Source organism: Pseudomonas sp. C9D1, from assembly GCF_056491235.1.
The window spans coordinates 2,145,596-2,169,839 of record NZ_JBSZIE010000002.1; the positions used below are offsets into that span (position 1 = coordinate 2,145,596).

19 protein-coding genes are annotated in these 24,244 nt (G+C 66.8%); 11 read left to right on the top strand and 8 right to left on the bottom strand.

What is annotated here, in order from left to right:
• Positions 1–84: 84 nt before the first annotated feature.
• Entirely contained in the window at positions 85–1,542 is a 1,458-nt protein-coding gene (mltF, locus tag ACXI0U_RS18135; protein WP_265169657.1) for a membrane-bound lytic murein transglycosylase MltF, read from the top strand.
• 41 nt (positions 1,543–1,583) lie between these two features.
• Here the strand turns inward: mltF and tadA are convergent, their stop codons facing one another.
• From tadA to guaB, 6 genes are all read right to left on the bottom strand, one after another.
• Complete coding sequence (tadA, locus tag ACXI0U_RS18140) at positions 1,584–2,069, bottom strand: tRNA adenosine(34) deaminase TadA (RefSeq protein ID WP_184487524.1); 486 nt, start codon at positions 2,067–2,069, stop codon at positions 1,584–1,586.
• 1 nt (position 2,070) lies between these two features.
• Positions 2,071–3,435, bottom strand: coding sequence for a multicopper oxidase family protein (locus ACXI0U_RS18145; protein WP_479550639.1), 1,365 nt, complete (start codon positions 3,433–3,435; stop codon positions 2,071–2,073).
• A gap of 169 nt (positions 3,436–3,604) precedes the next feature.
• Positions 3,605–5,185 carry an ABC transporter permease gene (locus ACXI0U_RS18150; RefSeq protein WP_021220809.1) on the bottom strand — a complete coding sequence of 527 codons (1,581 nt, stop codon included), beginning with the start codon at positions 5,183–5,185 and terminating at the stop codon, positions 3,605–3,607.
• Entirely contained in the window at positions 5,185–6,204 is a 1,020-nt protein-coding gene (locus ACXI0U_RS18155) for an extracellular solute-binding protein (RefSeq protein WP_479550640.1), read from the bottom strand. The genes ACXI0U_RS18150 and ACXI0U_RS18155 overlap by 1 nt, the downstream gene beginning before the upstream one ends.
• Before the next feature lie 179 nt (positions 6,205–6,383).
• Positions 6,384–7,964 carry a glutamine-hydrolyzing GMP synthase gene (gene guaA / locus ACXI0U_RS18160; RefSeq protein WP_021220811.1) on the bottom strand — a complete coding sequence of 527 codons (1,581 nt, stop codon included), beginning with the start codon at positions 7,962–7,964 and terminating at the stop codon, positions 6,384–6,386.
• Between the two features lie 112 nt (positions 7,965–8,076).
• Positions 8,077–9,546 (bottom strand): IMP dehydrogenase, encoded by a 1,470-nt coding sequence (gene guaB / locus ACXI0U_RS18165; RefSeq protein ID WP_021220812.1) that lies wholly within the window; start codon positions 9,544–9,546, stop codon positions 8,077–8,079.
• 521 nt (positions 9,547–10,067) lie between these two features.
• Between guaB and ACXI0U_RS18170 the strand changes: the two genes are divergently transcribed.
• Complete coding sequence (locus ACXI0U_RS18170; RefSeq protein WP_271658884.1) at positions 10,068–10,781, top strand: acid phosphatase; 714 nt, start codon at positions 10,068–10,070, stop codon at positions 10,779–10,781.
• A 95-nt stretch (positions 10,782–10,876) separates the two neighbouring features.
• Entirely contained in the window at positions 10,877–12,232 is a 1,356-nt protein-coding gene (locus tag ACXI0U_RS18175; RefSeq protein WP_479550641.1) for an OprD family outer membrane porin, read from the top strand.
• A gap of 43 nt (positions 12,233–12,275) precedes the next feature.
• On the opposite strand, the gene ACXI0U_RS18180 is transcribed toward ACXI0U_RS18175, so the two are convergent.
• On the bottom strand, positions 12,276–13,055 hold the full coding sequence (locus ACXI0U_RS18180) for a sulfite exporter TauE/SafE family protein (RefSeq protein ID WP_374978817.1): 780 nt from the start codon (positions 13,053–13,055) through the stop codon (positions 12,276–12,278).
• Positions 13,056–13,164: 109 nt separating this feature from the next.
• Here ACXI0U_RS18180 and ACXI0U_RS18185 point away from each other — a divergent pair, with 109 nt between their 5' ends.
• From ACXI0U_RS18185 to leuA, 7 genes are all read left to right on the top strand, one after another.
• The gene (locus ACXI0U_RS18185) at positions 13,165–14,064 is read left to right on the top strand and encodes a LysR family transcriptional regulator (protein WP_479550642.1); all 900 of its coding nucleotides are present in this window, start codon (positions 13,165–13,167) and stop codon (positions 14,062–14,064) included.
• A gap of 563 nt (positions 14,065–14,627) precedes the next feature.
• Positions 14,628–15,179, top strand: coding sequence for a hypothetical protein (locus ACXI0U_RS18190; RefSeq protein ID WP_021220818.1), 552 nt, complete (start codon positions 14,628–14,630; stop codon positions 15,177–15,179).
• 47 nt (positions 15,180–15,226) lie between these two features.
• A complete protein-coding gene (gene xseA, locus ACXI0U_RS18195; protein ID WP_350446930.1) occupies positions 15,227–16,606 on the top strand; it encodes an exodeoxyribonuclease VII large subunit in 1,380 nt (459 codons plus the stop codon).
• 3 nt (positions 16,607–16,609) lie between these two features.
• On the top strand, positions 16,610–17,431 hold the full coding sequence (locus ACXI0U_RS18200; protein WP_265169661.1) for a peptidoglycan DD-metalloendopeptidase family protein: 822 nt from the start codon (positions 16,610–16,612) through the stop codon (positions 17,429–17,431).
• A gap of 153 nt (positions 17,432–17,584) precedes the next feature.
• Positions 17,585–18,871 carry a mechanosensitive ion channel family protein gene (locus ACXI0U_RS18205; protein ID WP_021220821.1) on the top strand — a complete coding sequence of 429 codons (1,287 nt, stop codon included), beginning with the start codon at positions 17,585–17,587 and terminating at the stop codon, positions 18,869–18,871.
• A gap of 82 nt (positions 18,872–18,953) precedes the next feature.
• Complete coding sequence (locus ACXI0U_RS18210) at positions 18,954–20,624, top strand: flagellinolysin (protein WP_479550643.1); 1,671 nt, start codon at positions 18,954–18,956, stop codon at positions 20,622–20,624.
• 284 nt (positions 20,625–20,908) lie between these two features.
• Positions 20,909–22,579: a 2-isopropylmalate synthase gene (gene leuA / locus ACXI0U_RS18215; protein WP_043240120.1), complete on the top strand. Its 1,671-nt coding sequence runs from the start codon at positions 20,909–20,911 to the stop codon at positions 22,577–22,579.
• A 73-nt stretch (positions 22,580–22,652) separates the two neighbouring features.
• Here leuA and ACXI0U_RS18220 read toward each other — a convergent pair whose 3' ends face one another.
• Entirely contained in the window at positions 22,653–23,018 is a 366-nt protein-coding gene (locus tag ACXI0U_RS18220; RefSeq protein WP_021220824.1) for a winged helix-turn-helix transcriptional regulator, read from the bottom strand.
• A 114-nt stretch (positions 23,019–23,132) separates the two neighbouring features.
• Between ACXI0U_RS18220 and ACXI0U_RS18225 the strand changes: the two genes are divergently transcribed.
• A complete protein-coding gene (locus ACXI0U_RS18225; RefSeq protein ID WP_431482612.1) occupies positions 23,133–24,236 on the top strand; it encodes an alkene reductase in 1,104 nt (367 codons plus the stop codon).
• Positions 24,237–24,244 lie beyond the last annotated feature (8 nt).

Below are 24,244 nucleotides of genomic sequence, written 5' to 3' on the forward strand. Positions count from 1 at the left end.
CCCTCCCCCGGGGGCCTGCGGCTAGCAGAGAAGATTTCCACTGTCGAGATATGGCAAGGATCGGGGTTTGCGTATACTGCGCCGATGTTCACCCCACCCGTGTTCCGCAAGCGTCGTGCCGTCTGGCTATTGGCGACCGGAATCCTCCTGCTGCTCGGAGGCTGTAAACAGCCGTCCACCCTCGAGCGCATTCAGGAGGAGGGTGTTCTACGCGTGGTCACCCGTAACAGCCCGGCCACCTACTTCCAGGACCGCAATGGCGAAACCGGCTTCGAGTACGAGCTGGTGAAACGCTTCGCCGACGACCTGGGCGTCGAGCTGCAGATCGAGACCGCCGACAACCTCGACGACCTCTTCGCCCGTCTCGGCCAGGCCAACGGCCCGGTGCTCGCCGCCGCCGGCCTGGTGGCCAGCGACGCACGCCAGCACGAGTCGCGCTTCTCCCATCCGTACCTGGAAGTCACGCCGCAGGTCATCTACCGCAATGGCGAACGTCGCCCCACCCGCCCGGAAGACCTGGTCGGCCAGCGCATCCTGGTGCTCAAGGGCAGCAGCCACGCCGAGCAGCTGGCCGCGCTGAAGGTGCAGTACCCGGAGCTGAAGTACGAGGAATCCGACGAAGTGGAGATCGTCGACCTGCTGCGCATGGTCGATGAAGGGCAGATCGACCTGACCCTGGTGGACTCCAACGAACTGGCGATGAACCAGGTGTACTTCCCCAATGTGCGCGTCGCCTTCGACCTGGGCGATGCCAGCAACCTGGCCTGGGCGGTCGCCCCCGGCGAGGACGACAGCCTGCTCAACGAGGTCAACGGCTTCCTCGACAAGGCCAAGGAAAACGGCACCCTGCAGCGCCTCAAGGATCGCTACTACGGCCATGTCGACGTACTCGGCTACGTCGGCGCCTACACCTTCGCCAAGCACCTGCAGCAGCGCCTGCCCAAATACGAACAGCACTTCCGCCAGGCCTCCCAGGACAATCAGGTGGACTGGCGCCTGCTGGCCGCCATCGGCTACCAGGAGTCCCTCTGGCAGCCCACCGCCACCTCCAAGACCGGCGTGCGCGGCCTGATGATGCTGACCCAGGACACCGCCAAGGCCATGGGCGTGGCCAACCGCCTGGACCCCAAGCAGAGCATCGTCGGCGGCAGCAAGTACTTCGGCATGATCAAGCAGGGGCTGGCCGATGAGCTGCTGGAGCCGGATCGCACCTGGTTCGCCCTGGCCGCCTACAACATCGGCATCGCCCACCTGGGGGACGCGCGCAAGCTGGCCGAGGCCGAAGGCCTGAACCCGAACAAGTGGCTGGACGTGAAGCAGATGCTGCCGCGCCTGTCGCAGAAGCAGTGGTACCGCAAGACCCGCTACGGCTATGCCCGCGGTGGCGAGACCGTGCACTTCGTGCAGAACATCCGCCGCTACTACGACATCCTCACCTGGGTGACCCAGCCGCAGATGGAAGGCTCGCAGGTGGCCGAAAGCAACCTGCACGTCCCGGGTATCGACAAGCGCAAGCCCAGCGAAGACACCCCGCCGCTCTGAGTCTCTGAGCGCCTGAAAGCAGCTAGCGGATACCGGCGCCCTCAGCCCTTCAGCGAACGCCGCATCTTGAAGAATTCGCTGAGGATCGCTCCGCACTCCCCCGCCAATACACCCCCCTCCACCAGCACCCGGTGGTTGAGGAAGTCCTGGGTGAAGAACTGCCCACGGCTGATCGCCACCCCCGCCTTGGGCTCGGTGGCGCCGTAGACCACCCGCGCCACACGCGAATGGACGATGAGCCCGGCGCACATGCTGCAGGGCTCCAGGGTCACGTAGAGGGTGCTGCCCACCAGCCGATAGTTTTCCACCGCCAGCGCCGCATCGCGGATGGCGACCATCTCGGCGTGGGCGCTGGGGTCGTGACGGGAGATCGGGCAATTGAAGCCGCGCCCGATCACCTGACCGTCCTGCACCAGCACCGCGCCGACCGGCACCTCGCCCAGGGCGGCGCCCTCGGCGGCGAGCGCCAGGGCTTCACGCATGAAGTCCTCGTCACGGCTGCGGTCGACGATCATCGGCTGGCGCATCTCAGGCCACCTCGATCGCGGCCATCAGGCCGGTCTCCATGTGGTCGATGACGTGGCAGTGGAACATCCACACGCCGGGGTTATCGGCCACCAGGGCGATGCGCGCGGTCTCGTTCTTGCCCAGCAGGTAGGTGTCGGTGAAGTAGGGAATGATGGCCTTGCGGTCCGAGCCGATCACCTTGAAAGCCATGCCGTGCAGGTGGATCGGGTGCAGGTACTGGGCCATGTTGCGCAGCTCGAAGATGTAGTGGCCGCCCTTCTTCAATGTGGCGATGGGGCGGTCGGCGCAGGTCTTGTCCTGGATGTCCCAGGCCTTGCCGTTGATCTGCCAGTAGTTGCTCGGCCGGCCAGCGGCGCTGGTCAGGGTCGCCGCCCACTCGAACTTGAAGCTGAGGGTCTCGGCCTTTTCCAGGTCCGGCTCCGGCACCGGGTTGGCCGGCAGCGCGGGCGGCCAGTCACCGGCAGCCTCCTCGGTGGCGATGCTTTTCAGGGTCGCCAGGCGCAGCGGTCCGTTGCGCAGCGGCAGTTCCTGGCCGGCGGCCGGCACCTTGAGCGCCAGTTCGATACGCATGCCCGGGCCGAGCCAGTACTCCTTGCCCAGGTCGCGCGGCGCCACCGGGTGGCCGTCCAGCGAATAGATGCGCACCTCCGCACCCGGCATGTTCAGCCGGTAGGTGATGGTGCTGTCGAGGTTGAGCAGGCGCAGGCGCACCACCTGCCCGGCGGGCAGTTCGAGGGTCGGCGCCGGCGTGCCGTTGATGGTGGTCAGGCGACCCCGGGTGCCTTCGCGGGCCGCCTCGCGGGGCACGCTGAACTGGGTGAAGGCGCCTTCCTCGTCCACGTGCCAGGTCTTCAGGCTGAGCACGCGCTCGTGGCGGAAGCCGCTGGGCTCGCGCTCTTCGACGATCAGCGGGCCGACCAGGCCGCGCCCCAACTGCTCGGCGCTGGACAGGTGCGGGTGGTACCAGAAGCTGCCGGCGTCATCGGTGCGGAAGCGGTAGTCGAAGTATTCGCCCGGCAGCACCGGCAGCTGCGAGACATAGGGCACGCCGTCCATCTCCAGGGGCAGGCGGATGCCGTGCCAGTGGATGGTGGTGGGCTCGTCGAGCTTGTTGATGAAGCGCACGCGCAGCCAGTCGCCCTGGCGTGAACGCAGCTCCACGCCCGGCGCCTGGCCGCCATAGGCCCAGGCCGGGGTGACGTGGCCGGAGACCAGCTCCAGGTCCAGCGGGGCGGCGATCAGTTCGTAGTCGTGGGTCTTGGCATCGAGGTTGCGGCCCAGCCAGTAGCGGGTGCCGCCGGCGCCCAGGCCGACCACGCCGAGGCCGACCAGGCCACCGAGAATCTGTCTGCGGGTGAATGACACGGAATCCAGGCTCCTGTGAGTAATGCTTCGCGGGGCCATCAGGCGGTGCGTTGTCGCTCTGCGGCGACAGAAAGGGCCGGCCTGCATGGGCCGGCTCACGGGTGGCACATTCTGGCACAGCCCCTGCGCATCAGGGCAGCGCCGGGCCGTGGCCAGATGCCACAGCCGCCTAGCGGTTGCGGCCCAGGTAGGCGCGGGTGGTGAGCAGGTACACCGGCAGCCCGGACACCAGCACGATCAACGCGGCATAGGGCGCAGCAGCGGCGTACTCCAGGTTGGCGGTGTGCGACCAGACGGCGGTGGCCAGCGTATCCAGCCCGGTGGGGCCGAGGATCAGGGTGGCCGTCAGCTCCTTCATGCAGTCGAGGAACACCAGCACGAAACCGGCGCCGATGGCCGGGAAGATGATCGGCAGCGTCACCCGCAGGAAGGCCTTGAACGACGTCTGCCCGAGCGTACGCGCGGCCTCCTCCAGCTGCGGCGAGGCCTTCTCCAGCGCCACGCGGATGGGCGACTGGGCCATGGGCATGAACAGCAGCGCGTAGGCCACCAGCAACAGCAACGTGGTCTGGTACAGCGCCGGCGCATAACCCAGGGCGAAGAACACCAGGGACAGGGCGATCACCAGCCCCGGCAACGCGTGCAACAGGTAGGGCAGGCGTTCGGCCAGACGCGCCAGGCGCCCGTGGTAGCGCACCACCACCAGCCCCACCGGCAACGCCAGCAGGCAGCTGATCAGCGCACCACCGAAGGACAGGTAGAGCGACGAACCCAGGGTGCGCAGGATGTCCATCAGCGGGAAGGCCGCCGAACTGCCTTCGTGGATCCAGAAGCCGAGCATGGCCAGCGGCGTGCCCGAGCCGATCACCACCAGCGCCACCAGCAGCACCTGGATCGGCCAGTTCCACAGGCCCAGGCGCACCGGCGCGGTGCGTCGCGCCACGCCTTGCCCGGTACGGGCGAAGCCGCGCCCGCGCAGGCGCAGTTCCATGCCCATCATCAACATGCACAGGGCCAGCAGCAGCGCCGAAAGCATCGCCGCGTTGGCGTTGCTGAATTCCAGTTCGAACTGCTGGTAGATGGCGGTGGTGAAGGTCTGGTAGCGCATGATCGACGGCGCGCCGAATTCCACCAGCATGTGCAGCGCCACCAGCAGCCCGGTGCCCATCAGGGTCGGCCGCAGCAGCGGCAGGGTCACCCGCCAGAACACCTGGCGCCGGGTGTAGCCGAGCATGCGCGCGGACTCTTCCAGCGCCGGGTCGAGGTTGCGCAGCGTGGCCACCACCGGCAGGTAGATCAGCGGGTATTTGGACAGGATCATCACCAGCGCCGTGCCGCCGAGGCCCTCGAACACCGGGCTGATGGAGATCCACGAGAAACCGGCCACGAAGGCCGGAATCGCAAAGGGCAGGCACAGCAGCACGTTCCACTGGCGGCGCCAGCGCAGGTCGCTGCGCTCCACGCACCAGGCCAGGGCCAGGCCGAGCAGTACGCAACCGGCGGTCACCAGCACCATCAGCTTCATGGTGTTGGCCAGCAGGTGGAACACGAAGGGGCGCCACAGCAGCTGCCAGGCGGTGTGCCAGCCGGATTCCCAGCTGCGCACGGCGACATAGAACAACGGCAGTGCAGCGACCAGCAACAATGCCAGGACCGGCACCTGCAGCCAGATGGGCGGGGAGCGGCGACGACGGCCGAGGGGTTTCGATGCCGAGGCCGCCAGGGCCGGGTCCAGGACTTCGGCTTGCATCAGTTCAGCCCGACCTCACGCTCCAGCTCCAGGGCGTCCTCCGCCAGGCCGATGTCGGCGGCGGTGAGCTTGGGCGGGCGCAGTTGGTCATAGGGCTTGAGCAGCGGGTCGGCCGACACCTTCTGGTTCACCGGGTATTCGGCGGACTGGCTGAGGATGGCCTTCTGGCCCTCTTCGCTGAGCATGAAGGCGACGAACTGCTGGGCCTCCTTCGGGTGCTTGCTGGCTTTCACCACCGCCACGCCGGAGACGCTGGCCAGGCCGCCGGCATCGCCGTCGGCGAAGTAGTGCAGCTTGCTCTTCAGCTCGCCCTTCTCTTTCTTCAGCGCCATCCAGTAGTAGCTGTTGATCAGCGCGGCGGCGACTTCACCGTTCTCCACTGCCTTCATGGCGATGACGTTGTTGGTGTAGGTGGAGCCGAAGGCCTTGAGGCCGGTCAGCCATTCCTCGGCCTTCTCGCGGCCTTCCAGCTTGATGATGGCGGCCACCTGGCCAAGGAACTCACCGCTGCTGGGCACGAAGGCGATCTTGCCGCTCCATTCCGGGTCGGCCACATCGAGCACGCTTTGCGGCAGGGCCTGGTCGCCCAGCTCCTCGGGGTTGTAGGCGAGCACGCGCACACGCGAGGTGACGCCGATCCAGTTGCCGGCGGGGTCGGCGAACTGCGGCTCGACCTGCTTGAGGGAGCTGTCATCCACCTTGGCCAACATGCCCTGGCCGGCCAGCTTGATCAGCGGCGGCGCTTCTTCGGTGTAGATGATGTCGGCGGGCGAGCGCTCGCCTTCCTCGGCGATCTGGTTGGCCAACTGGCCACCGCCACCCTTGCGGATGCGCACCTGGATGCCGGTCGCTTTGGTGAAGGCCTCGGCGACGGCCTTGCCGGTCGCTTCGTGCTGCCCGTTGTACAGAGTCAGGGTCACCGCGTCGTCGGCCCGGGCCGCCATGGGCAGCAACAGACCGAGGGACAGAACACCCGCGCCGCAGGCGCGGGCCAACGCAGTTACGAGACGTGCCGACATAAGCCACTCCTATCAACTCAGCAATAATCGGAAACGATTATACGGATCAACTGCGCTTCGTTCTCAAGAAAAGGCTGCGACAGGTTGCTGCGGCAGATGAGAGGAAGCGATGGCGGATATGAAAAAGGCGCGGACCGCATGCGGTCCGCGCCTTCGACGCTGCCTTCAGGCGTGCGCCGTCATTCCCACTCGATGGTCGCCGGCGGTTTGCTCGACACGTCGTAGGTGACGCGGGAGATGCCTTCGATCTCGTTGATGATGCGGTTGGAGACCTTCTCCAGCAGCTCGTAGGGCAGGTGCGCCCAGCGGGCGGTCATGAAGTCGATGGTTTCCACCGCACGCAGGGCGACGACCCAGGCGTAGCGACGGCCGTCACCGACCACGCCGACGGATTTCACCGGCTGGAACACCACGAAGGCCTGGCTGGTCTTGTGGTACCAGTCGAAGGCACGCAGCTCTTCGATGAAGATGTGGTCGGCACGACGCAGCAGGTCGGCGTACTCTTTCTTCACCTCGCCGAGGATGCGCACACCCAGGCCCGGGCCCGGGAACGGGTGGCGGTAGACCATGTCGTAGGGCAGGCCCAATTCGAGGCCGAGCTTGCGCACTTCGTCCTTGAACAGTTCGCGCAGCGGCTCCACCAGGGAGAACTGCATGTCTTCCGGCAGGCCGCCGACGTTGTGGTGGGACTTGATCACGTGGGCCTTGCCGGTCTTGGCGCCGGCCGACTCGATCACGTCGGGGTAGATAGTGCCCTGGGCGAGGAACTTCACGTCCTTCAGCTTGGTGGCTTCCTCATCGAACACCTGGATGAAAGTGCGGCCGATGATCTTGCGCTTCTCTTCCGGGTCGGAGACACCGGCCAGGCGACCGAGGAACAGCTCTTCGGCGTTGGCGCGGATCACCTTGACGCCCATGTTCTCGGCGAACATGGCCATCACCTGGTCACCCTCGTGCAGGCGCAGCAGGCCGTTGTCGACGAAGACGCAGGTCAGCTGGTCGCCGATGGCCTTGTGCAGCAGCGCCGCGACCACCGAGGAGTCGACACCGCCGGACAGGCCCAGCAGCACCTTGTTGCTGCCCACCTGGGCGCGCACGGTGGCGATGGCGTCGCTGACGATGTTGGAGGGGGTCCACAGGGCTTCGCAGCCGCAGATGTCCAGCACGAAGCGGGAGAGGATGCGACCGCCCTGCTTGGTGTGGGTCACTTCCGGGTGGAACTGCACGCCGTAGTAGGCACGGCTGTCGTCGGCCATGGCGGCGATCGGGCAGCTCGGGGTGCTGGCGAGGATGTGGAAGCCCTCGGGCATGGCAGTGACCTTGTCGCCGTGGCTCATCCACACGTCGAGGCCGAACAGGCCGTCAGCGTCGACATGGTCTTCGATGCCATCGAGCAGGCGGGCCTTGCCGACCACGTCGACACGGGCGTAACCGAATTCGCGCAGGTCGGAACCCTGGACCTTGCCGCCCAATTGCTCGGCCATGGTCTGCATGCCGTAGCAGATGCCGAACAGCGGGACGTTGAGATCGAACACCGCTTGCGGAGCGCGCGGGCTGTTGGCCTCATGCACCGACTCCGGGCCGCCGGCGAGGATGATGCCCTTGGGCGCGAAGGCGCGGATGGCATCGTTTTCCATGTCGAACGGGTGGATCTCGCAGTACACGCCGATCTCGCGAACGCGGCGAGCGATCAGCTGGGTGTACTGGGAACCGAAGTCGAGGATCAGGATGCGGTGGGCGTGGATATCTTGATTGGCCATGAGCTTTCCTTCGGAAAGAGCTTGAAGCTGAAAGCCAGAAGCTGGAAGTGCAGGGCGAAAGTCATGCTTCCGTCCTCCAGCTTCCAGCTTCCAGCACCTGTTACGCGGCCCCTTAACCTACGCGGTAGTTGGGCGCCTCTTTGGTGATCTGCACGTCATGCACATGGGACTCGGCCATGCCGGCGCCGGTGATGCGCACGAACTCCGGCTTGGTGCGCATCTCTTCGATGGTGGCGCAGCCGGTGTAGCCCATGGAGGCGCGCAGGCCGCCCATCAACTGGTGAACGATCGCGGACATGGTGCCCTTGTAGGGCACGCGGCCTTCGATACCTTCCGGGACCAGCTTCTCGGCACCGGCGGAGGAGTCCTGGAAGTAGCGGTCGGAGGAACCCTGGGCCTGGGCCATGGCACCCAGCGAACCCATACCGCGGTAGGCCTTGTAGGAACGGCCCTGGAACAGCTCGACCTCGCCCGGGGCCTCTTCGGTACCGGCCAGCATGGAGCCGATCATCACGGCGGAAGCGCCGGCGACGATGGCCTTGGACAGGTCACCGGAGTAACGGATGCCGCCGTCGGCGATCAGCGGAACGCCGGTGCCGGCCAGGGCAGCGGCGACGTTGGCGACTGCGGAGATCTGCGGGACGCCGACGCCGGCGACGATACGGGTGGTGCAGATGGAGCCCGGGCCGATGCCGACCTTGACCGCATCGGCGCCCGCTTCGGCCAGGGCCTTGGCGGCTTCGCCGGTGGCGATGTTGCCGCCGATCACCTGGACTTCAGGGAAGGTCTGCTTGACCCAGCGAACGCGGTCGATCACGCCCTTGGAGTGGCCGTGGGCGGTGTCGACGATGATCACGTCGACGCCGGCATTCACCAGCGCGGTGACGCGGTCAGCGGTGTCGGCGCCGGTGCCGACGGCAGCGCCGACGCGCAGGCGACCCTGGTCGTCCTTGCTGGCCAGCGGATAGGCCTTGGCCTTCTCGATGTCCTTCACGGTCATCATGCCCTTCAGGTTGAAGGCGTCGTCGACGATCAGGACCTTCTCGATGCGGTGCTTGTGCAGCAGCTCGCGGACGGTGTTCTTGTCGGCACCTTCCTTGACGGTGACCAGGCGCTCTTTCGGCGTCATCACGTCACGGACGCGGGCGTCCAGGCGGTTTTCGAAGCGGACGTCACGGGAAGTGACGATGCCCACCAGGTCACCGTTGGACAGCACCGGTACACCGGAGATGTTGTGCTGGCGGGTCAGTTCGAACAGGTCGCGCACGGTGGCGTCGGCCTCGATGGTGATCGGGTCCTTGACCACGCCGGCCTCGAACTTCTTCACCTTGCGGACCTCGGCAGCCTGCTGCTCGACGGTCATGTTCTTGTGGATGATGCCGATGCCGCCTTCCTGCGCCATGGCGATAGCCAGACGGGCTTCGGTCACGGTGTCCATCGCGGCGGACAGCAGGGGGATATTCAACTCGATGCCGCGCGTCAGGCGGGTCTTGAGGCTGACGTCCTTCGGCAGGACCTCGGAATACCCCGGGATCAGGAGTACGTCGTCGAAGGTGAGGGCTTCTTGGCTGATGCGCAGCATGGCGGGGCTCCCAGGCGGGAAAATTGGAAGCGCGGCATTATATCTCAGCTGTGATGGCGCGCTCAATGAAACCGTTACCTTCGGCCTCACCTTCTTCACCGCCGTACCACCCTTTCCGATGGAGTGCCATCCCGCATCTGCAGGGTAGCGGCGCCGCGCCGGGCCTTCCGATACTCCCCCATGACGCTGCGCCCCAGGCGGGGCGCGTTCGCCGACGCCGATAACGACAAGAATAAAGAGTGGGAGCCATGCACCAGCCACTTGCCCTCCATCCGTCACCCGCCGACTCGACGCTGGCCGATCCCCCAGGGCAACGCAACGGCCGCGCCTGGTTCCGCCGCAAGCGCAGCACCGGCGATCCGCGACCGCCCCACCCTGCCAGGCTTCATCCCCGCACCACCCTCCCGCGGCACCAAGCGCCCCGCGCGCACCGCCCCCAGGCGCCCCCAGACCTCCCGCCCGCCCACCACCACCGCCCATCAAGCGGCGACACCCGTTCGCCCCGAGGAAAGGACATCGTCATGACCCGTTCACCCTGGCCCCTTTTCGCCACCCTGCTGCTGATCCTGAGCCCGGCCACCCAGGCCACGCAGCCGGAACTCATGCCCTACCTGCCGCAACGGACACTGGAGCTCGCGGAGTACCTGCCACCACCGCCGCCCGCCGGCACCGCCGAAGACCGGCTCGACCTCGATACCGTGCTGCTCGTCCAGCGCGAGCGCACCCCGCAGCAGGTGGAGCAGGCCAAGCGCGACGACCACCTCGACGACGCGGCCTTCCCCTTCGCCCAGGGCATCCTCGGGGCGGAGTTCACCGTCGACCGGCACCCACAGACCGCGCACTTCTTCCGCCGCGTGCTGGTGGACCTGGAACAGACGCTGATGCCCGCCAAGCACCACTTCGCCCGCCCCCGCCCCTACCAACTCAGCCAGGAGGTGAAGCCGATACTGCCGCCCCCCATGGGCGAGTCCTACCCCAGCGGCCACACGATGGATGCCTACCTCACCGCCATCCTGCTGGCCAAGATGCTGCCGGAATACCGCGCCGAGCTCTTCGCCCGGGCCGCAGCCGCCGCGCAAAGCCGCGTGGTGGCGGGTGTGCACTACCCCACCGACCTGGAAGGCGGGCGCATATCCGCGGCGGTACTCGCCAACGAGCTGCTGAAGAACCCCGGCGCCCTGCGTGACTTCGAGCACGCCCGGCGCGAGGTGAGAAGCAACCTCGCCCTGGATTGACGCCCATCCGGGCCGCGGTGGGTGACGCCGCGGCCCGCCATGGAAGGCACCACCCCACGCAGGGAGCCGTAGCCTCTATAAGAAGGAGCGACACCATGTTCGTGAATCGCCTCGCCCTCCCCCTCTGCCTGCCACTGCTGACCGCCCTCGCCTCCCACACCCAGGCGCAGGAGACCTCCTGGAGCGACGCCCTCGCCCAGGGCGACGCCCGCCTGTTCTTCGACAACCAGTACTTCGCCCGCGACTACCGCGATGGCCCGAACAACGCCGGGCGCAACCGCTACAAACCCCGCGACGAACGCAACGGCTACCGCCAGGAATGGGGGCAGTCCGTACAGCTGCATTACCGCTCGGGCTTCACGCCCGGCCTCATCGGCCTGGGCGTCGATGCCTTCGCCATGGCCGCGTTCAAACTCGACAGCGGCGGCGGGCGCGCCGGCACGGGCACCCTGGCGGTGGACGGCCAGGGCCACCCGCGAGACAACCACGGCAAGGCCGGCGGCGCGCTCAAGCTGAAAATCGCCGATGCGCAGCTCAGGTACGGCAACTTCAGCACCCAGGCGCCGGTGCTGGCGGCGGACAACAGCCGCATCATCCCCGGCATGGCCCACGGCCTGCACCTGCAGGGCGACTGGGCCGGGCTGCAACTGGAGGCGGCGCGCTTCACCGCGCTTTCCGGCCCCACCGAGAGCAAGAACCGTGGCGCCATCTCCACCGTCGTCGGCCGTCCGGACCGGCGCGGCATCGATATCCACAGCGCCAGCTATATAGGGCTCAGCCATCGCGGCGAACCCTGGAGCCTCTCCTATTACCTGGGCCAGCTGGAGGACGTCTGGACCCAGCACTACCTGCACCTGGGCCACGAACAGGCGCTCGGCGCCGGCACCCTGAGCAACAGCACCCACCTCTATCGCACCCGCGACAGTGGCGCCTCGCTGTTCGGCCCCATCGACAACCTCATCGGCTCCCACGCCATCGCCTACCGCCTGGGCGCGCACCGCCTGACCCTGGCCTACCAGCGCAGCTTCTCGGATACGCCCTTCGACTACATCGGCTTCGGTGATGGGCAGAGCAGCCAGTCGATCGTCCTGGCCAACGCCGCCGCGTATTCGGACTTCAACGGGCCCCGTGAGCGCTCCTGGCAGCTTCGCTATGACCAGCGCCTGCACTGGCTGGGCCTGCCGGAGCTGAACCTAGCCCTGCGCTACCAGCGGGGTTGGGGCGCAGACGGCAGCCATGCCCCCGGCCACAGCATCTACCACGGGCTCTACGGTCGCGACGGCAAGCACCACGAGCTGGACCTGGACCTCGGCTACACCTTCGCCAGCGGCCCCCTGAAAAACCTGCACCTGCGCGCCACGCAGATCTGGCACCGGAGCAACCGCGCCTACGCGGACGCCTCCATCGACCAGACGCGCCTGCGCATCCAATACCCGCTGGAGCTGTTCTAAATCCGCGCCGCCTGCATCAGTGGCGCAGCGGGCGGCGCGCCCCTCAAGGCTGCAGCGCCAGGTAGCGCGCCACCAGCGCCACGCCGCTGCACAGCACCAGCCAGGTGACCAGCCGCACAAAGGCCTCGCGGGACAGGCGCAGGGTCAGGCGCCGGCCTATCCACAGCCCCAGCGCCATGGCCGGCAACAGGCTCAGGGCGAGCAGCAGTATCTGCCAGTCGGCATAGAGTCCGGCCACGACGAACAGCCCCAGGCGCACCAGGGTGCTGCAGCCGATCAACGCACTCTGGGTCGCGCGGATCCGCTCCTTCTCAGGCAGACGGCCGCTGAGGTACAGCGCATAGAGGAACCCTCCACTGCCGAACAGCGCCCCGAAGGTGCCACCGAAGACACCGAAGGGCACCACCCAGAGGGGCTTCATCGGTGCCTGCCGCACCGGCTGCAGAAACAGCGACCAGATGGCATAGGCACAAACGAACAGGCCGAACAGCAGCATCAACAGCTCGGCGTCCAGGTTCACCAGCCCGTAGGCGCCGATGGCGCAGCCCAGCGCCATGCAGGGCAACAGCCGGCGCAGCTCGCTCCCGGCCACCGCCTGGCGCGCCGTGAACCAGCTGCCGGCGGAGGCGACGAAATCCAGCAGCACCAGCAGCGGGATGATCCGCGCCATGGGCAGGCTGCTCACCAGCAGCGGCCCGGCCACCAACGCCGTGCCGAAGCCGGCGATGCCGAACACCACATAGGCCAGGACGATGGCCCCTGCGATGAGTAACCAGTCGGTCGGCGAAAACGACAGCAGGGCGAACAGGCTTTCGACACTCATGGAACGGCGCTCGACAGGGAAGTGCCGCCAATCTAGCGAGCGCGGCAGGCATCGGGCCAATACAATCCACCGTCTCGACCCATCTCCAAAAGGCATGGCAGGAGCCCCCGTGATCTCATTACGACAACTGCGCTATTTCATCGAGATCGTCGAGAGCGGCAGCTTCAGCCGCGCGGCCGAACGCCTGTTCATCGCCCAGTCGGCCCTCAGCCGGCAGATGCGCGAACTGGAAACCCATCTCGCCACCCCGCTGCTGGAGCGCGGCCCGCGCCAGATCGAGCTGACCCCGGCGGGGCGTGCCTTCCACCCCCTGGCACTGCGCCTGCTGCAGGACCTGGAAGCCGCCGGCGAACTGGCCCGCCAGGTCGGCCAGGGCCAGCACGGCACCCTGCGCCTCAGCCACTCCAGCTCGGTGCCCTTGGGTACGCCCTTGCAGGCGCCCCTGCGCAACTACCTGGAGCGGCACCCGGGGGTGAACCTGGAGATCGTCCAGCAATCCTCCGAGCAGCAACTGGCCGACTTGCAGGAAGGCCGCCTGGATGTGTGCCTGCTGCGCCTGCCGGTGCTGCGCCAGTACCCCGGCCTCGCCCTGCAGCCGCTGTACCGCGAACCGCTGCTGCTGGCCGTGGCCGCCGAGCACCCGCTGGCCGATGAGGCAGAGCCCATCCCCCTCGCCCGCCTGGCGGACGAACCCTTCGTTTCGGTGCCGCACATGCAGCGCGGCGGCCTCAGCTACCGTGCCGCCGAACTCTGCCTGCGCCAGGGCTTCTTTCCCCGTGCGGCCCGTGCCGTCTCGCGCAAGACCAGCCAGTTGCAACTCATCGAAGCCGGGCTCGGCGTCGCTCTGGTGCCAGCCTCGATGCGCGCCATCGCACCTGCCGGGGTGCGTTTCATGGCACTGGCCGATGCCGACTGCGACAGCCAGGTCGCCCTGGCCTGGCGCCACGATGCCACGCCCCTGAGCCAGGGCCTGGTGGAGCACTTCCGCCAGCAACTGGCAGCAGACTGACTCCGAGGCTTTGTCTGCGTAGCTGTTGGGGTTCTAAAGCAAACGCTTAAGTACGGTGGTTTCCGGGTATTTATGGACTTCTGCCACCTCCACCGCATGGGTTTCGCTCCGCTCGCGGAACGCCGCCCGACCCATCCTACGAAAGTGCGTGCGCACCACGTGGTGATGCGTTGGACGAAGAAAGTTGGAGCAGCCGCCAAACGCCCCTTCCCAGGAGGCCGAGCGAATCGTCGCGGAAGGGGTTGAGCGACATGGATGTCGCGAGAGCCGCGATGGGCCAGGGATGGCCCTTCGTGGCGTGCCCCTGGAACGATGATGGAGCGAGGGAAGTCTGGCTTCAGCCAGACCCGTATGGAGGGGCAAGTTTTTTGGTTCCTTTTCAACGACTGGAAAAGTGACTCGCCCGGGGGGGCGAAACCAAAAGCATCAGCAGAACTCGGCAATCAACTGGACTCAAATCCTCTAGCAACACTTAACGCAGACAGAACCGACTCCGTCGCCTAGCGGTTGACGCCCGCCGACTGGCGGTTAAGCTGCGCGCCCCTGATCCCTCGGAGCCCCGTGTGGAAACCCGTCAACTGATCATCGTCCCGCAGATTTCCACCGTGCCCGGCCACCATGCCCTGGCCGGCCGCATGCTGCGCTGGCTGGTGCGCCAGGGTGTGGTCGAGGCCTTCCCGAGCGCCTTCGCCCGGGGTGGCAACCGCATGGTCCACGCCGTCGCATCCGGGGCGCGCCAGGTGGTCGAACATCCCGACCGGCTGCCGCTGGGCAAGCCCGGCGCCGGGTTGGAAATCGTCGACAAGCGCTGCATCTACACCCCCGCCCGTGGCTTCCTGCACGAGGCCGGCTGCCCGGAGTGCCGCCGCGAGGTCGGTGAGCCGCTGTTCGAAAGCCTGGAAGAGTGGTGGCCGGGCGAGACCGATAACTTCACCTGTCCCGAATGCGGTTTCGAAGACGACATCAACGGCTTCCTTTATCTGCAGGCCTGCGGCTTCTCCAACCTGGCGTTCGTCTTCAACGATTGGCTGGAAGCCGGCTTCAGCCGCGCCTTCCTCGCTGCCTTCGCCGACCGCCTGGGCTTCCCCGTGCGCCTGGTCGAGGTGCACGACTGAACGGCGCGCATTGAGCGCGGGCCATCGCCGCCCGTATCATGCCGCTCATGTTCAAAGACCCCTTCCAACGGCTCGGCCTCGACCGCGAGGTGCTGACCGTCAGCCAACTCAACCAGCGTGCCCGCCATCTGCTGGAGGACGTGTTCCCCCAGGTCTGGGTGGAAGGCGAAATCTCCAACCTGGCCAAGCCCGCGTCCGGCCACCTGTACTTCACCCTCAAGGACAGCCAGGCCCAGGTGCGCTGTGCGCTGTTCCGGCAGAACGCCGCCAAGGTACGCCAGGCGCTGCGCGACGGCCTGGCGGTGAAGGTGCGCGGCAAGGTCTCGTTGTTCGAGGGCCGTGGCGACTACCAGATGATCGCCGATGCCGTGGAGCCCGCCGGTGACGGCGCCCTGCGCCTGGCCTTCGAGGCCCTGAAGGACAAGCTCGCCGCCGAAGGCCTGTTCGACGCCGAATCCAAGCGCCCGCTGCCCGCCCACCCGCAGCGCATCGGCATCGTCAGTTCGCCCACCGGTGCGGTGATCCGCGACATCATCAGCGTGTTCCGCCGCCGCGCCCCACAGGTGGAACTGACCCTGGTGCCCACCGCCGTGCAGGGCCGCGAAGCCACCACGCAGATCGTCCGCGCCATCGAGCGGGCCGACGCCCAGGGCTTCGATGCGCTGATCCTGGCCCGGGGCGGCGGCTCGCTGGAAGACCTCTGGTGCTTCAACGAGGAAGCCGTGGCCCGCGCCGTGGCCGCCTGCCAGACGCCCATCGTCAGCGCCGTGGGCCATGAGACGGACGTGTCCATCGCCGACTTCGTCGCTGACGTCCGCGCGCCCACGCCATCCGCCGCCGCCGAACTCCTGGCCCCGGATTCCAGCAGCCTGCGCCAGCGCCTGGAGAGCCTGCAGCGGCGCCTGGTGTTGCGCATGCAGCAACAGATCGCCCATCACCACCTGCGCGTCGAGGGCCTGACCCGGCGCCTGCGCCACCCGGGCGAGCGCCTGCGCCAGCAGGCCCAGCGCCTCGACGACCTGGAGATGCGCCTGCAACGTGCCCTCGACCGCCAACTGAGCACCCGCCGGGAACGCTTCGCGCGCCTGGAAACCCGCCTGGCCGCGCAGCACCCAGGCCGTGCCCTGAGCCTGCTGCGTCAGCGCCTGGACAGCCTCGCCGCGCGCCTGCCGCGCGCCATGCAGGAAGGCCTCAAGGAGCGCCGCCTGCAGCTGCAAAGCCAGGTGCAGACGCTCAATGTGGTCAGCCCGCTGGCCACCCTCGGCCGGGGCTACAGCATCCTTCTCGACGAACGCGGCCAGGCCATCCGCAACGCCGCCCAGACCCGCCCCGGCCAGCGCCTGAAGGCTCGCCTGGGCGAGGGCGAACTCGACGTGCGGGTCGAAGACAATCACCTGACCCCGGTCACCCTCTCTCTGCTGGATTGATAGATGCGCCTGCTGCTCGCCCTGCTTCTCGTCGTCACCCTCCCCGCCCAGGCCGAAGGCTTCATCAGCCGCCTGCTGAACAAACCGGTGCCCGGCGGCGTCGCCGTGGTGCAACTGGGCCAGGGCGCCACGGCACCGACGGCGCGCTTCCAGGACAAGCCCGTGCTGGTGGTGAAGGAAGAGGGCCGCGACTGGATCGCCATCGTCGGCATTCCCCTCGGCACCCAGGCCGGCACCCAGCAATTGAAGGTGAGCGACGGTCGCAGCCTGTCCTTCAGCGTCGGCAGCAAGCACTACAAGGAACAGCGCATCACCCTGAAGAACACCCGCCAGGTAAACCCGCTGCCCGAGGACCTCAAGCGCATCGATCGCGAACTGGCCGAGCAGACCCGCGCCTACCGCAGCTTCACCCCGGGCACACCGAGCAACCTGCTGTTCGACAAGCCGGTGAACGGGCCGCTCTCCAGCCCCTTCGGCCTGCGCCGCTTCTTCAATGGCGAGGAACGCAACCCGCACTCGGGCCTGGACTTCGCCGTGGGCGCCGGTACGCCGATCAAGGCGCCGGCGGCCGGCAAGGTGGTGCTCATCGGCGACTACTTCTTCAATGGCAAGACGGTGTTCGTCGACCACGGCCAGGGGCTGATCAGCATGTTCTGCCACATGTCGAAAGTGGACGTGAAGCTCGGCCAGCAACTGCCGCGCGGCGGCGTGGTCGGGCGCGTCGGCGCTACCGGCCGGGCCACCGGGCCGCACATGCATTGGAACGTCAGCCTCAACGATGCGCGCGTCGACCCGGCCATCTTCATCGGCGCCTTCAAGCCCTGACGCTGGGCGCAGGATCGTTCGCGTCCGGCCACTTCATACAATTCCCCTTACAGACGCCGCCTGGGCCAAGCGGCGCATTTTTGCTAAGGTCCGCCAGCTCCGGGGACCGGCCGCAACGGCCGGCCCGATCCCACCGCTGACATGGAGCCGCACATGCCCCACGAGCTGGCAACCTGGATGGACTGGCTGAAGGGCCACCCCGAACTCCTCACTCTCTGCGCCTCCACCCTGCTGGTACTGGGTGCCTGGCTGGCCAACTGGATGGTCAAGCGCATTCTCGTGCGCGGGCTCTATCGCGCCCTGAGCGCCACCGCCGTAGGCCGCAACACGCACCTGGGCGAGAACGGCATGATCAAGCGGCTGGCCAATATCGTGCCGGCACTGATCCTCTCCAGCGGCGTGGTCCTGATCCCCGGCCTGCCGGAAACCCTGGTCACCGTAGTGCGCAACGTCTGCGGCGCCTTCATCGTGCTGACCATCGCGCTGGCCCTGAGCGCCCTGCTCGACCTGATCAACACCCTCTATCAGCTGCGCAAGGACGCTCACCTGCACCCGATCAAGGGCTACTTGCAGGTGATCAAGATCCTGGTGTTCGCCATCTGCGCGATCCTCATGGTCGCCACCCTGATCGACCGCTCGCCGCTGATCCTGCTCTCCGGCCTGGGTGCCATGGCAGCCGTGCTGATGTTGATATTCCAGGACACCCTGCTGTCCCTGGTGGCCAGCGTGCAGATCTCCTCCAACGATGTGATCCGCGTGGGCGACTGGATCGAGATGCCGCAGCTGAACGCCGACGGCGACGTGATCGACATCGCCCTGCACACGGTGAAGGTGCAGAACTGGGACAAGACCATCACCACCATCCCCACCAAGCGCTTCATCACCGACTCGTTCAAGAACTGGCGCGGCATGCAGGAATCCGGCGGCCGGCGCATCAAGCGCTCGATCTACCTGGACCAGAACAGCGTGCACTTCCTCGTCGCCGACGAGATCGCCCAGTTGCGCCGCTTCCGCCTGCTGGACCAGTACCTGAAGGCCAAGGAGAGCGAACTGCTGAGCTGGAACAGCCAGCTCGACGAACCGCTGCGGGTACCGGTCAACAGCCGCCAGCTGACCAACCTGGGGACCTTCCGCGCCTACGTGGAGAACTACCTGCGCCACAACGACGACATCCGCAAGGACATGACCCTGCTGGTGCGCCAGTTGAACCCCACCGCCGACGGCCTGCCGCTGGAGCTGTATTGCTTCACCAACACCACGGCCTGGGCGCGCTACGAGGCCATCCAGTCGGACATCTTCGACCACCTGCTGGCGATCCTCCCGGAGTTCGGCCTGCGCGTGTTCCAGCACCCGAGCGGCGCCGACATGCGTGAGCTGCGGCTGCCCGCCCAGCAGCCACAAGCCCCGGCTCCCGCAGCTTTCGACCACTCGTCGGCCTGAACCGAAGCGGCATCAAGAAGCCAGTACGCCCGCCGATGCAGTGTCGATACCGGAATTTCCGGTAGTGCGAGCGAGAAACGGGATGCTGACGGTCAATACCAACATCGCCTCCTCGTTCACGCGTAGACAGTTGAGCAACACGGACAACGCACTGGGTAAGGCCATGCAGCGTCTGTCGACCGGCCAGCGCATCAACAGCGCCAAGGATGATGCCGCCGGTTTGCAGATCTCCAACGCCCTTACATCCCAGGTGCGTGGGCTCAACGTCGCCACGCGGAACGCGAATGACGGCATGTCGATGCTGCAGGTGGGAGAAGGCGCGCTGGAAAGCGTGACTACCGCCCTGCAGCGCATCCGTACGCTCGGCCTCCAGGCCATGAACGGCTCCAACACCGAGACTGATCGCGCCGCACTGAACCAGGAGGCGCAGAAGCTCCTGGAAGAGATTAACCGGGTCAACGAGACCACCACCTTCGGCGGCCGCAAGATCTTCAGCCAGGCCTCCGGCTCGCAATTGGGCAAGCTGGACGAGCGCGCGGTGCTCAACTCGCTCAAGGGCTTCTGGATCAGCGAGGGCGAGCAGCGCGTCTTCGACGCCTACGGCATCAAGGCCGACGGCGCCACGCTGAAGATCACCCTGAGCAACGACCCCTCCAGCACCACCCTCGCCTCGGTCGCCGGCTCGCCCGGGGCCGGGGGCAAGTACTACAACCAGGTGCTCGACGTGAACCTGGCCTACTTCGATGGGTCCAGCCTGCCCAACGGCGGCAACAACCCCGGCCAGTACACCGACCGCGTCCTGGCCCACGAGATGACCCACGCGGTGATGGGCCGGGCGATGAACTTCAACGCCCTGCCCGGCTGGTTCAAGGAAGGCACCGCAGAAGCCGTGCAAGGTGCCGACGAACGCCTGCGCAGTGACATCGCCGCCAGCAGCATCGGCGCGGTGGTCGGCGCCTTCGGCGGCATCGGCAACAGCGCCGGCTACTCCGCCTCCTACGCCGCGGTGCGCTACATGCACGCCGAGATCAAGGCCGCCGGCGGCAACGGCATCAAGGACGTGATGCAGTACCTGGCGGGCCACGCCAACTCCACCCTCGACGACGCCCTGGCCAACGCCAGCCGTGGCGCCTTCGCCAGTGCAGCCGACTTCGGCACCCAGTTCTCCGCCAACGGCGCCGCGTTCATCGCCGGGATGGATCTGACCAACGAGGACACCGGCGCCATCGGCGGCTTCGATGCCGACGGTGGCGATGTGCTCACCGCCGAAAACGTGCTCCCCAACCGCGGCACGGGCACACCCGGCTCACTGGGCTTCACGCTGGAAGAGCCCAAGCTGTTCGACCCCAACGCCACCGGTAACGGCGTGCAGACCTCGCTGCAGGTGGGCGCCAATGCCTGGGAAACCATCGACGTCGGGCTCGCCTCTTTCAACACCGGGGCGATGGCGCTGAACAACGTCAACCTGATCAAGACCCCGGGCCTGGCGGTGATGGACATCGACGACGCCCTTGCCTACGTGGACCGCCAGCGTGCCTATATGGGTGCCATCCAGAACCGCCTGGACAACACCGTCGCCAACCTGCAGAACATCGCCGAGAACGCCAGCGCCAGCCGCTCGCGCATCACCGATGCCGACTTCGCCTCGGAGTCCGCCACCCTCGCCTCCCAGCAGATTCTCCGGCAGGCGGCGCAAAGCATGCTGGTGCAGGCCAACCAGATGCCCCAGGCCGTGCTCTCGCTCCTCGGCTGACGCGCAATTCTCGCTACCTTTGGCCTCCCTCCAAGCAAGAATCTCTCACCCCGCCGCACCTACCGCACGAAATCACCAATTTTCTGACAAGCCTTGCCATATTCAACCTGAGTGAATAGGGTTGTCGGCATGAAAACCGCTCACACCCTCATCCTTCTGCGTCAACACGCCTGCCTACGTCTGGTCAGCCCACGACTGCGTAGCTGAATCGCGACGCCCTGCTCCACCCCGCATTTCATTTGGCCGGCCGCCGTCATCAGGCCCATCAGAACAAGGATTTCCCCATGAGCATGCTCAACGACCCGTCTCGCAAATACCGCGCCTTCCCCGCCATCAACCTGCCCGACCGCACCTGGCCGTCGAAGACCATCACCGAAGTGCCGATCTGGTGCAGCTCCGACCTGCGCGACGGCAACCAGTCGCTGATCGAGCCGATGGACGCGCAGAAGAAGATGCGTTTCTTCAAGACCCTGGTGCAGGTGGGCCTGAAGGAAATCGAGGTGGCCTTCCCCTCCGCTTCGCAGACCGACTTCGACTTCGTTCGCGAGCTGATCGAGAACGGCCACATCCCGGATGACGTCACCATCCAGGTGCTGACCCAGGCCCGCGAAGACCTGATCACCCGTACCTTCGAATCCCTCAAGGGCGCGAAGAAGGCCATCGTCCACGTCTACAACGCCACCGCGCCGTCCTTCCGCCGCATTGTCTTCAACCAGGACCGCCAGGGCGTGATCGACATCGCCACCGGCGCCGCCCGCCTGATCAAGCAACTGGCCGCCAAGCAGCCGGAAACCCAGTGGACCTTCCAGTACTCGCCGGAAATCTTCAGCTCCACCGAGCAGGACTTCTCCCTGGAAGTGTGCAACGCGGTGATCGACGTCTGGGAACCGACCCCGACCAACAAGATCATCCTCAACCTGCCGGCCACCGTGGAATGCGCCACGCCGAACGTCTACGCCGACCAGATCGAGTGGTTCGGCCGTCACATCAACAAACGTGACAGCGTGATCATCAGCCTGCACACCCACAACGACCGTGGCACCGGCGTGGCCGCCACCGAGTTGGGCCTGATGGCCGGCGCCGACCGCGTCGAAGGCTGCCTGTTCGGCAACGGCGAGCGCACCGGCAACGTCGACCTGGTGACCCTGGCGCTGAACATGTACACCCAGGGCCTGCACCCGCAGCTGGACTTCTCCGACATCGACGCCGTGCGCAAGGTGGTCGAGGAGTGCAACCAGCTGCCGGTCCACCCGCGTCACCCCTATGTGGGCGACCTGGTGCACACCGCCTTCTCCGGCTCCCACCAGGACGCCATCCGCAAGGGCTTCGCCCAGCAGAAGGAAGACGGTGTCTGGGAAGTGCCCTACCTGCCAATCGACCCGGCCGACATCGGCCGCAGCTACGAGGCGGTGATCCGCGTCAACAGCCAGTCGGGCAAGGGCGGCATCACCTTCCTGCTGGAGCAGGAATACGGCATCAGCCTGCCGCGTCGCATGCAGATCGAATTCAGCCAGGTGGTACAGCGCGAGACCGACCGCCTCGGCCTGGAGATGACCGCCGAACAGATCTACAAGCTGCTCGACAGCGAGTACCTGCAGGCCACCACGCCCTACACCCTGAAAGGCCACCGCCTGCAGGAAGAGAACGGCACCAGCGCCGTGGACATCGAAGTGCAGATCAAGGGCGAGACCCAGCACCTGCGCGGCATGGGCAAGGGCCCGCTGGAAGCCCTGGTAGCCAGCCTGCCGGTGAAGGTGGAGATCATGGACTACTCCGAGCACGCCATCGGTGGCGGCGCCAACGCCAAGGCCGCGGCCTATATCGAACTGCGCCTCGACGGTGGCCGCGCGCTGCACGGCATCGGCATCGACGAGAACATCACCACCGCCAGCTTCCGTGCCCTGTTCAGCGCCCTCAACCGCGCCCTGAGCCAGACCGAAGCCGAAGCCGCCTGACACCCGACCAGCCAATGAAAACCCCGCCAATCGGCGGGGTTTTGTTTTTCCGGGGATAACCCGGCGTGCATCTCTAGCCCTGTTGCTGCCAGTGGCAGCGACCCCAGGCGCACATCGCCTCCAGCACCGGCTGCAGGCTGGCGCCATGCTCGGTGAGGCGGTACTCCACACGCGGCGGCACCTCGGCGAACACCGTGCGCGACAGTACGCCATCGTGCTCCAGCTCGCGCAGCTGCTGGGTCAGCATCTTTTCGGTGATGCCCGGCACCCGGCGCTTGAGCTCGGAGAAGCGCAGCGCCTCCTTCATCAGGTGATACACCAGCAGCGACTTCCACTTGCCGCCGATCACATCCAGCGTCACCTCCACCGGCGTGTTGTAGACCTTGTCGCCCGATACCAGACGCTTGGATTCGGTGGTGATCGGCTCGTGTTCGCTCATATTGCTTACCCACTAGTAAGTGACTCCCGGAATCGTACGTACTTGTCAGCAAGATTGCCACCTGCATAATCGACCGCCACATTCATGCCGAATGCAGCCGATGGAGATCGAACCATGACCGCACGCAACCTGTTCCAGCCCACCCGACTGGGCAGCCTCCAGCTCCCCAACGCGGTGGTGATGGCGCCCCTCACCCGCCAGCGCAGCCTGCAACCCGGCAACATCCCCAGCGAACTCAATGCCACCTACTACGCCCAGCGCGCCGGCGCCGGCCTGATCATCAGCGAAGCCACCCAGGTCTGCCCCGAAGGCCAGGGCTATGCCTGGACCCCGGGCATCCACAGCGCCGAACAGATCGAAGGCTGGAAGAAGGTCACCCGCGCCGTGCACGACAAGGGCGGCCGCATCGTCCTGCAGCTCTGGCACGTGGGCCGTATCTCCCACCCGCTGCTGCAACCGGGTGGCGTCGACCCCGTCGCCCCCTCCGCCATCCAGGCCAAGGCTGATTGCTATGTGCAGGAAGCCGACGGCAGCCACCATCGCCAGCCCACCGCCAAGCCCCGCGCCCTGGAGATCGACGAACTCCCCGGCGTGGTCGCCGCCTACGCCCAGGGCACGGCCAACGCCCTGCGCGCCGGTTTCGACGGCGTGGAAGTGCACGCCGCCAACGGCTACCTGCTGGACCAGTTCCTCTGCTCCGGCAGCAACCAGCGCACCGACGCCTACGGCGGCTCGGCTGCCAATCGCGCGCGACTGGTGCTGCAGGTGATCGACGCCGTGATCGCCACCACCGGCGACAGCGGTCGCGTGGGCGTGCGCATTTCCCCCATGGGCACCTTCGGCGACATCAGCGACGCCAACCCGCGCGAAACCTTCGGCTACCTGGTGGAGCAATTGAACAGCCGCAACCTCGCCTACCTGCACATCAACAAGCCGGACTGGCTGGGCGGCACCTTCGAAGGCTTCGACGACCTGCTGCGCGAACTGCGCGACCGCTACCAGGGCAAGATCATCCTCGCCGGTGGCCTGGACAGCAGCAGCGCCGAAGCCGCCCTGAGCACCGGCCTGGCCGACGCCGTCGCCTTCGGTCGCCCCTACATCGCCAACCCCGACCTGGTGGAACGCCTGCGCCAGGACGCGCCCCTCAACCAACCGGACGCCAACACCTTCTACGGTGGCGCCGAAGCCGGCTACACCGACTACCCGACCCTGGGTTGAACGGGGGC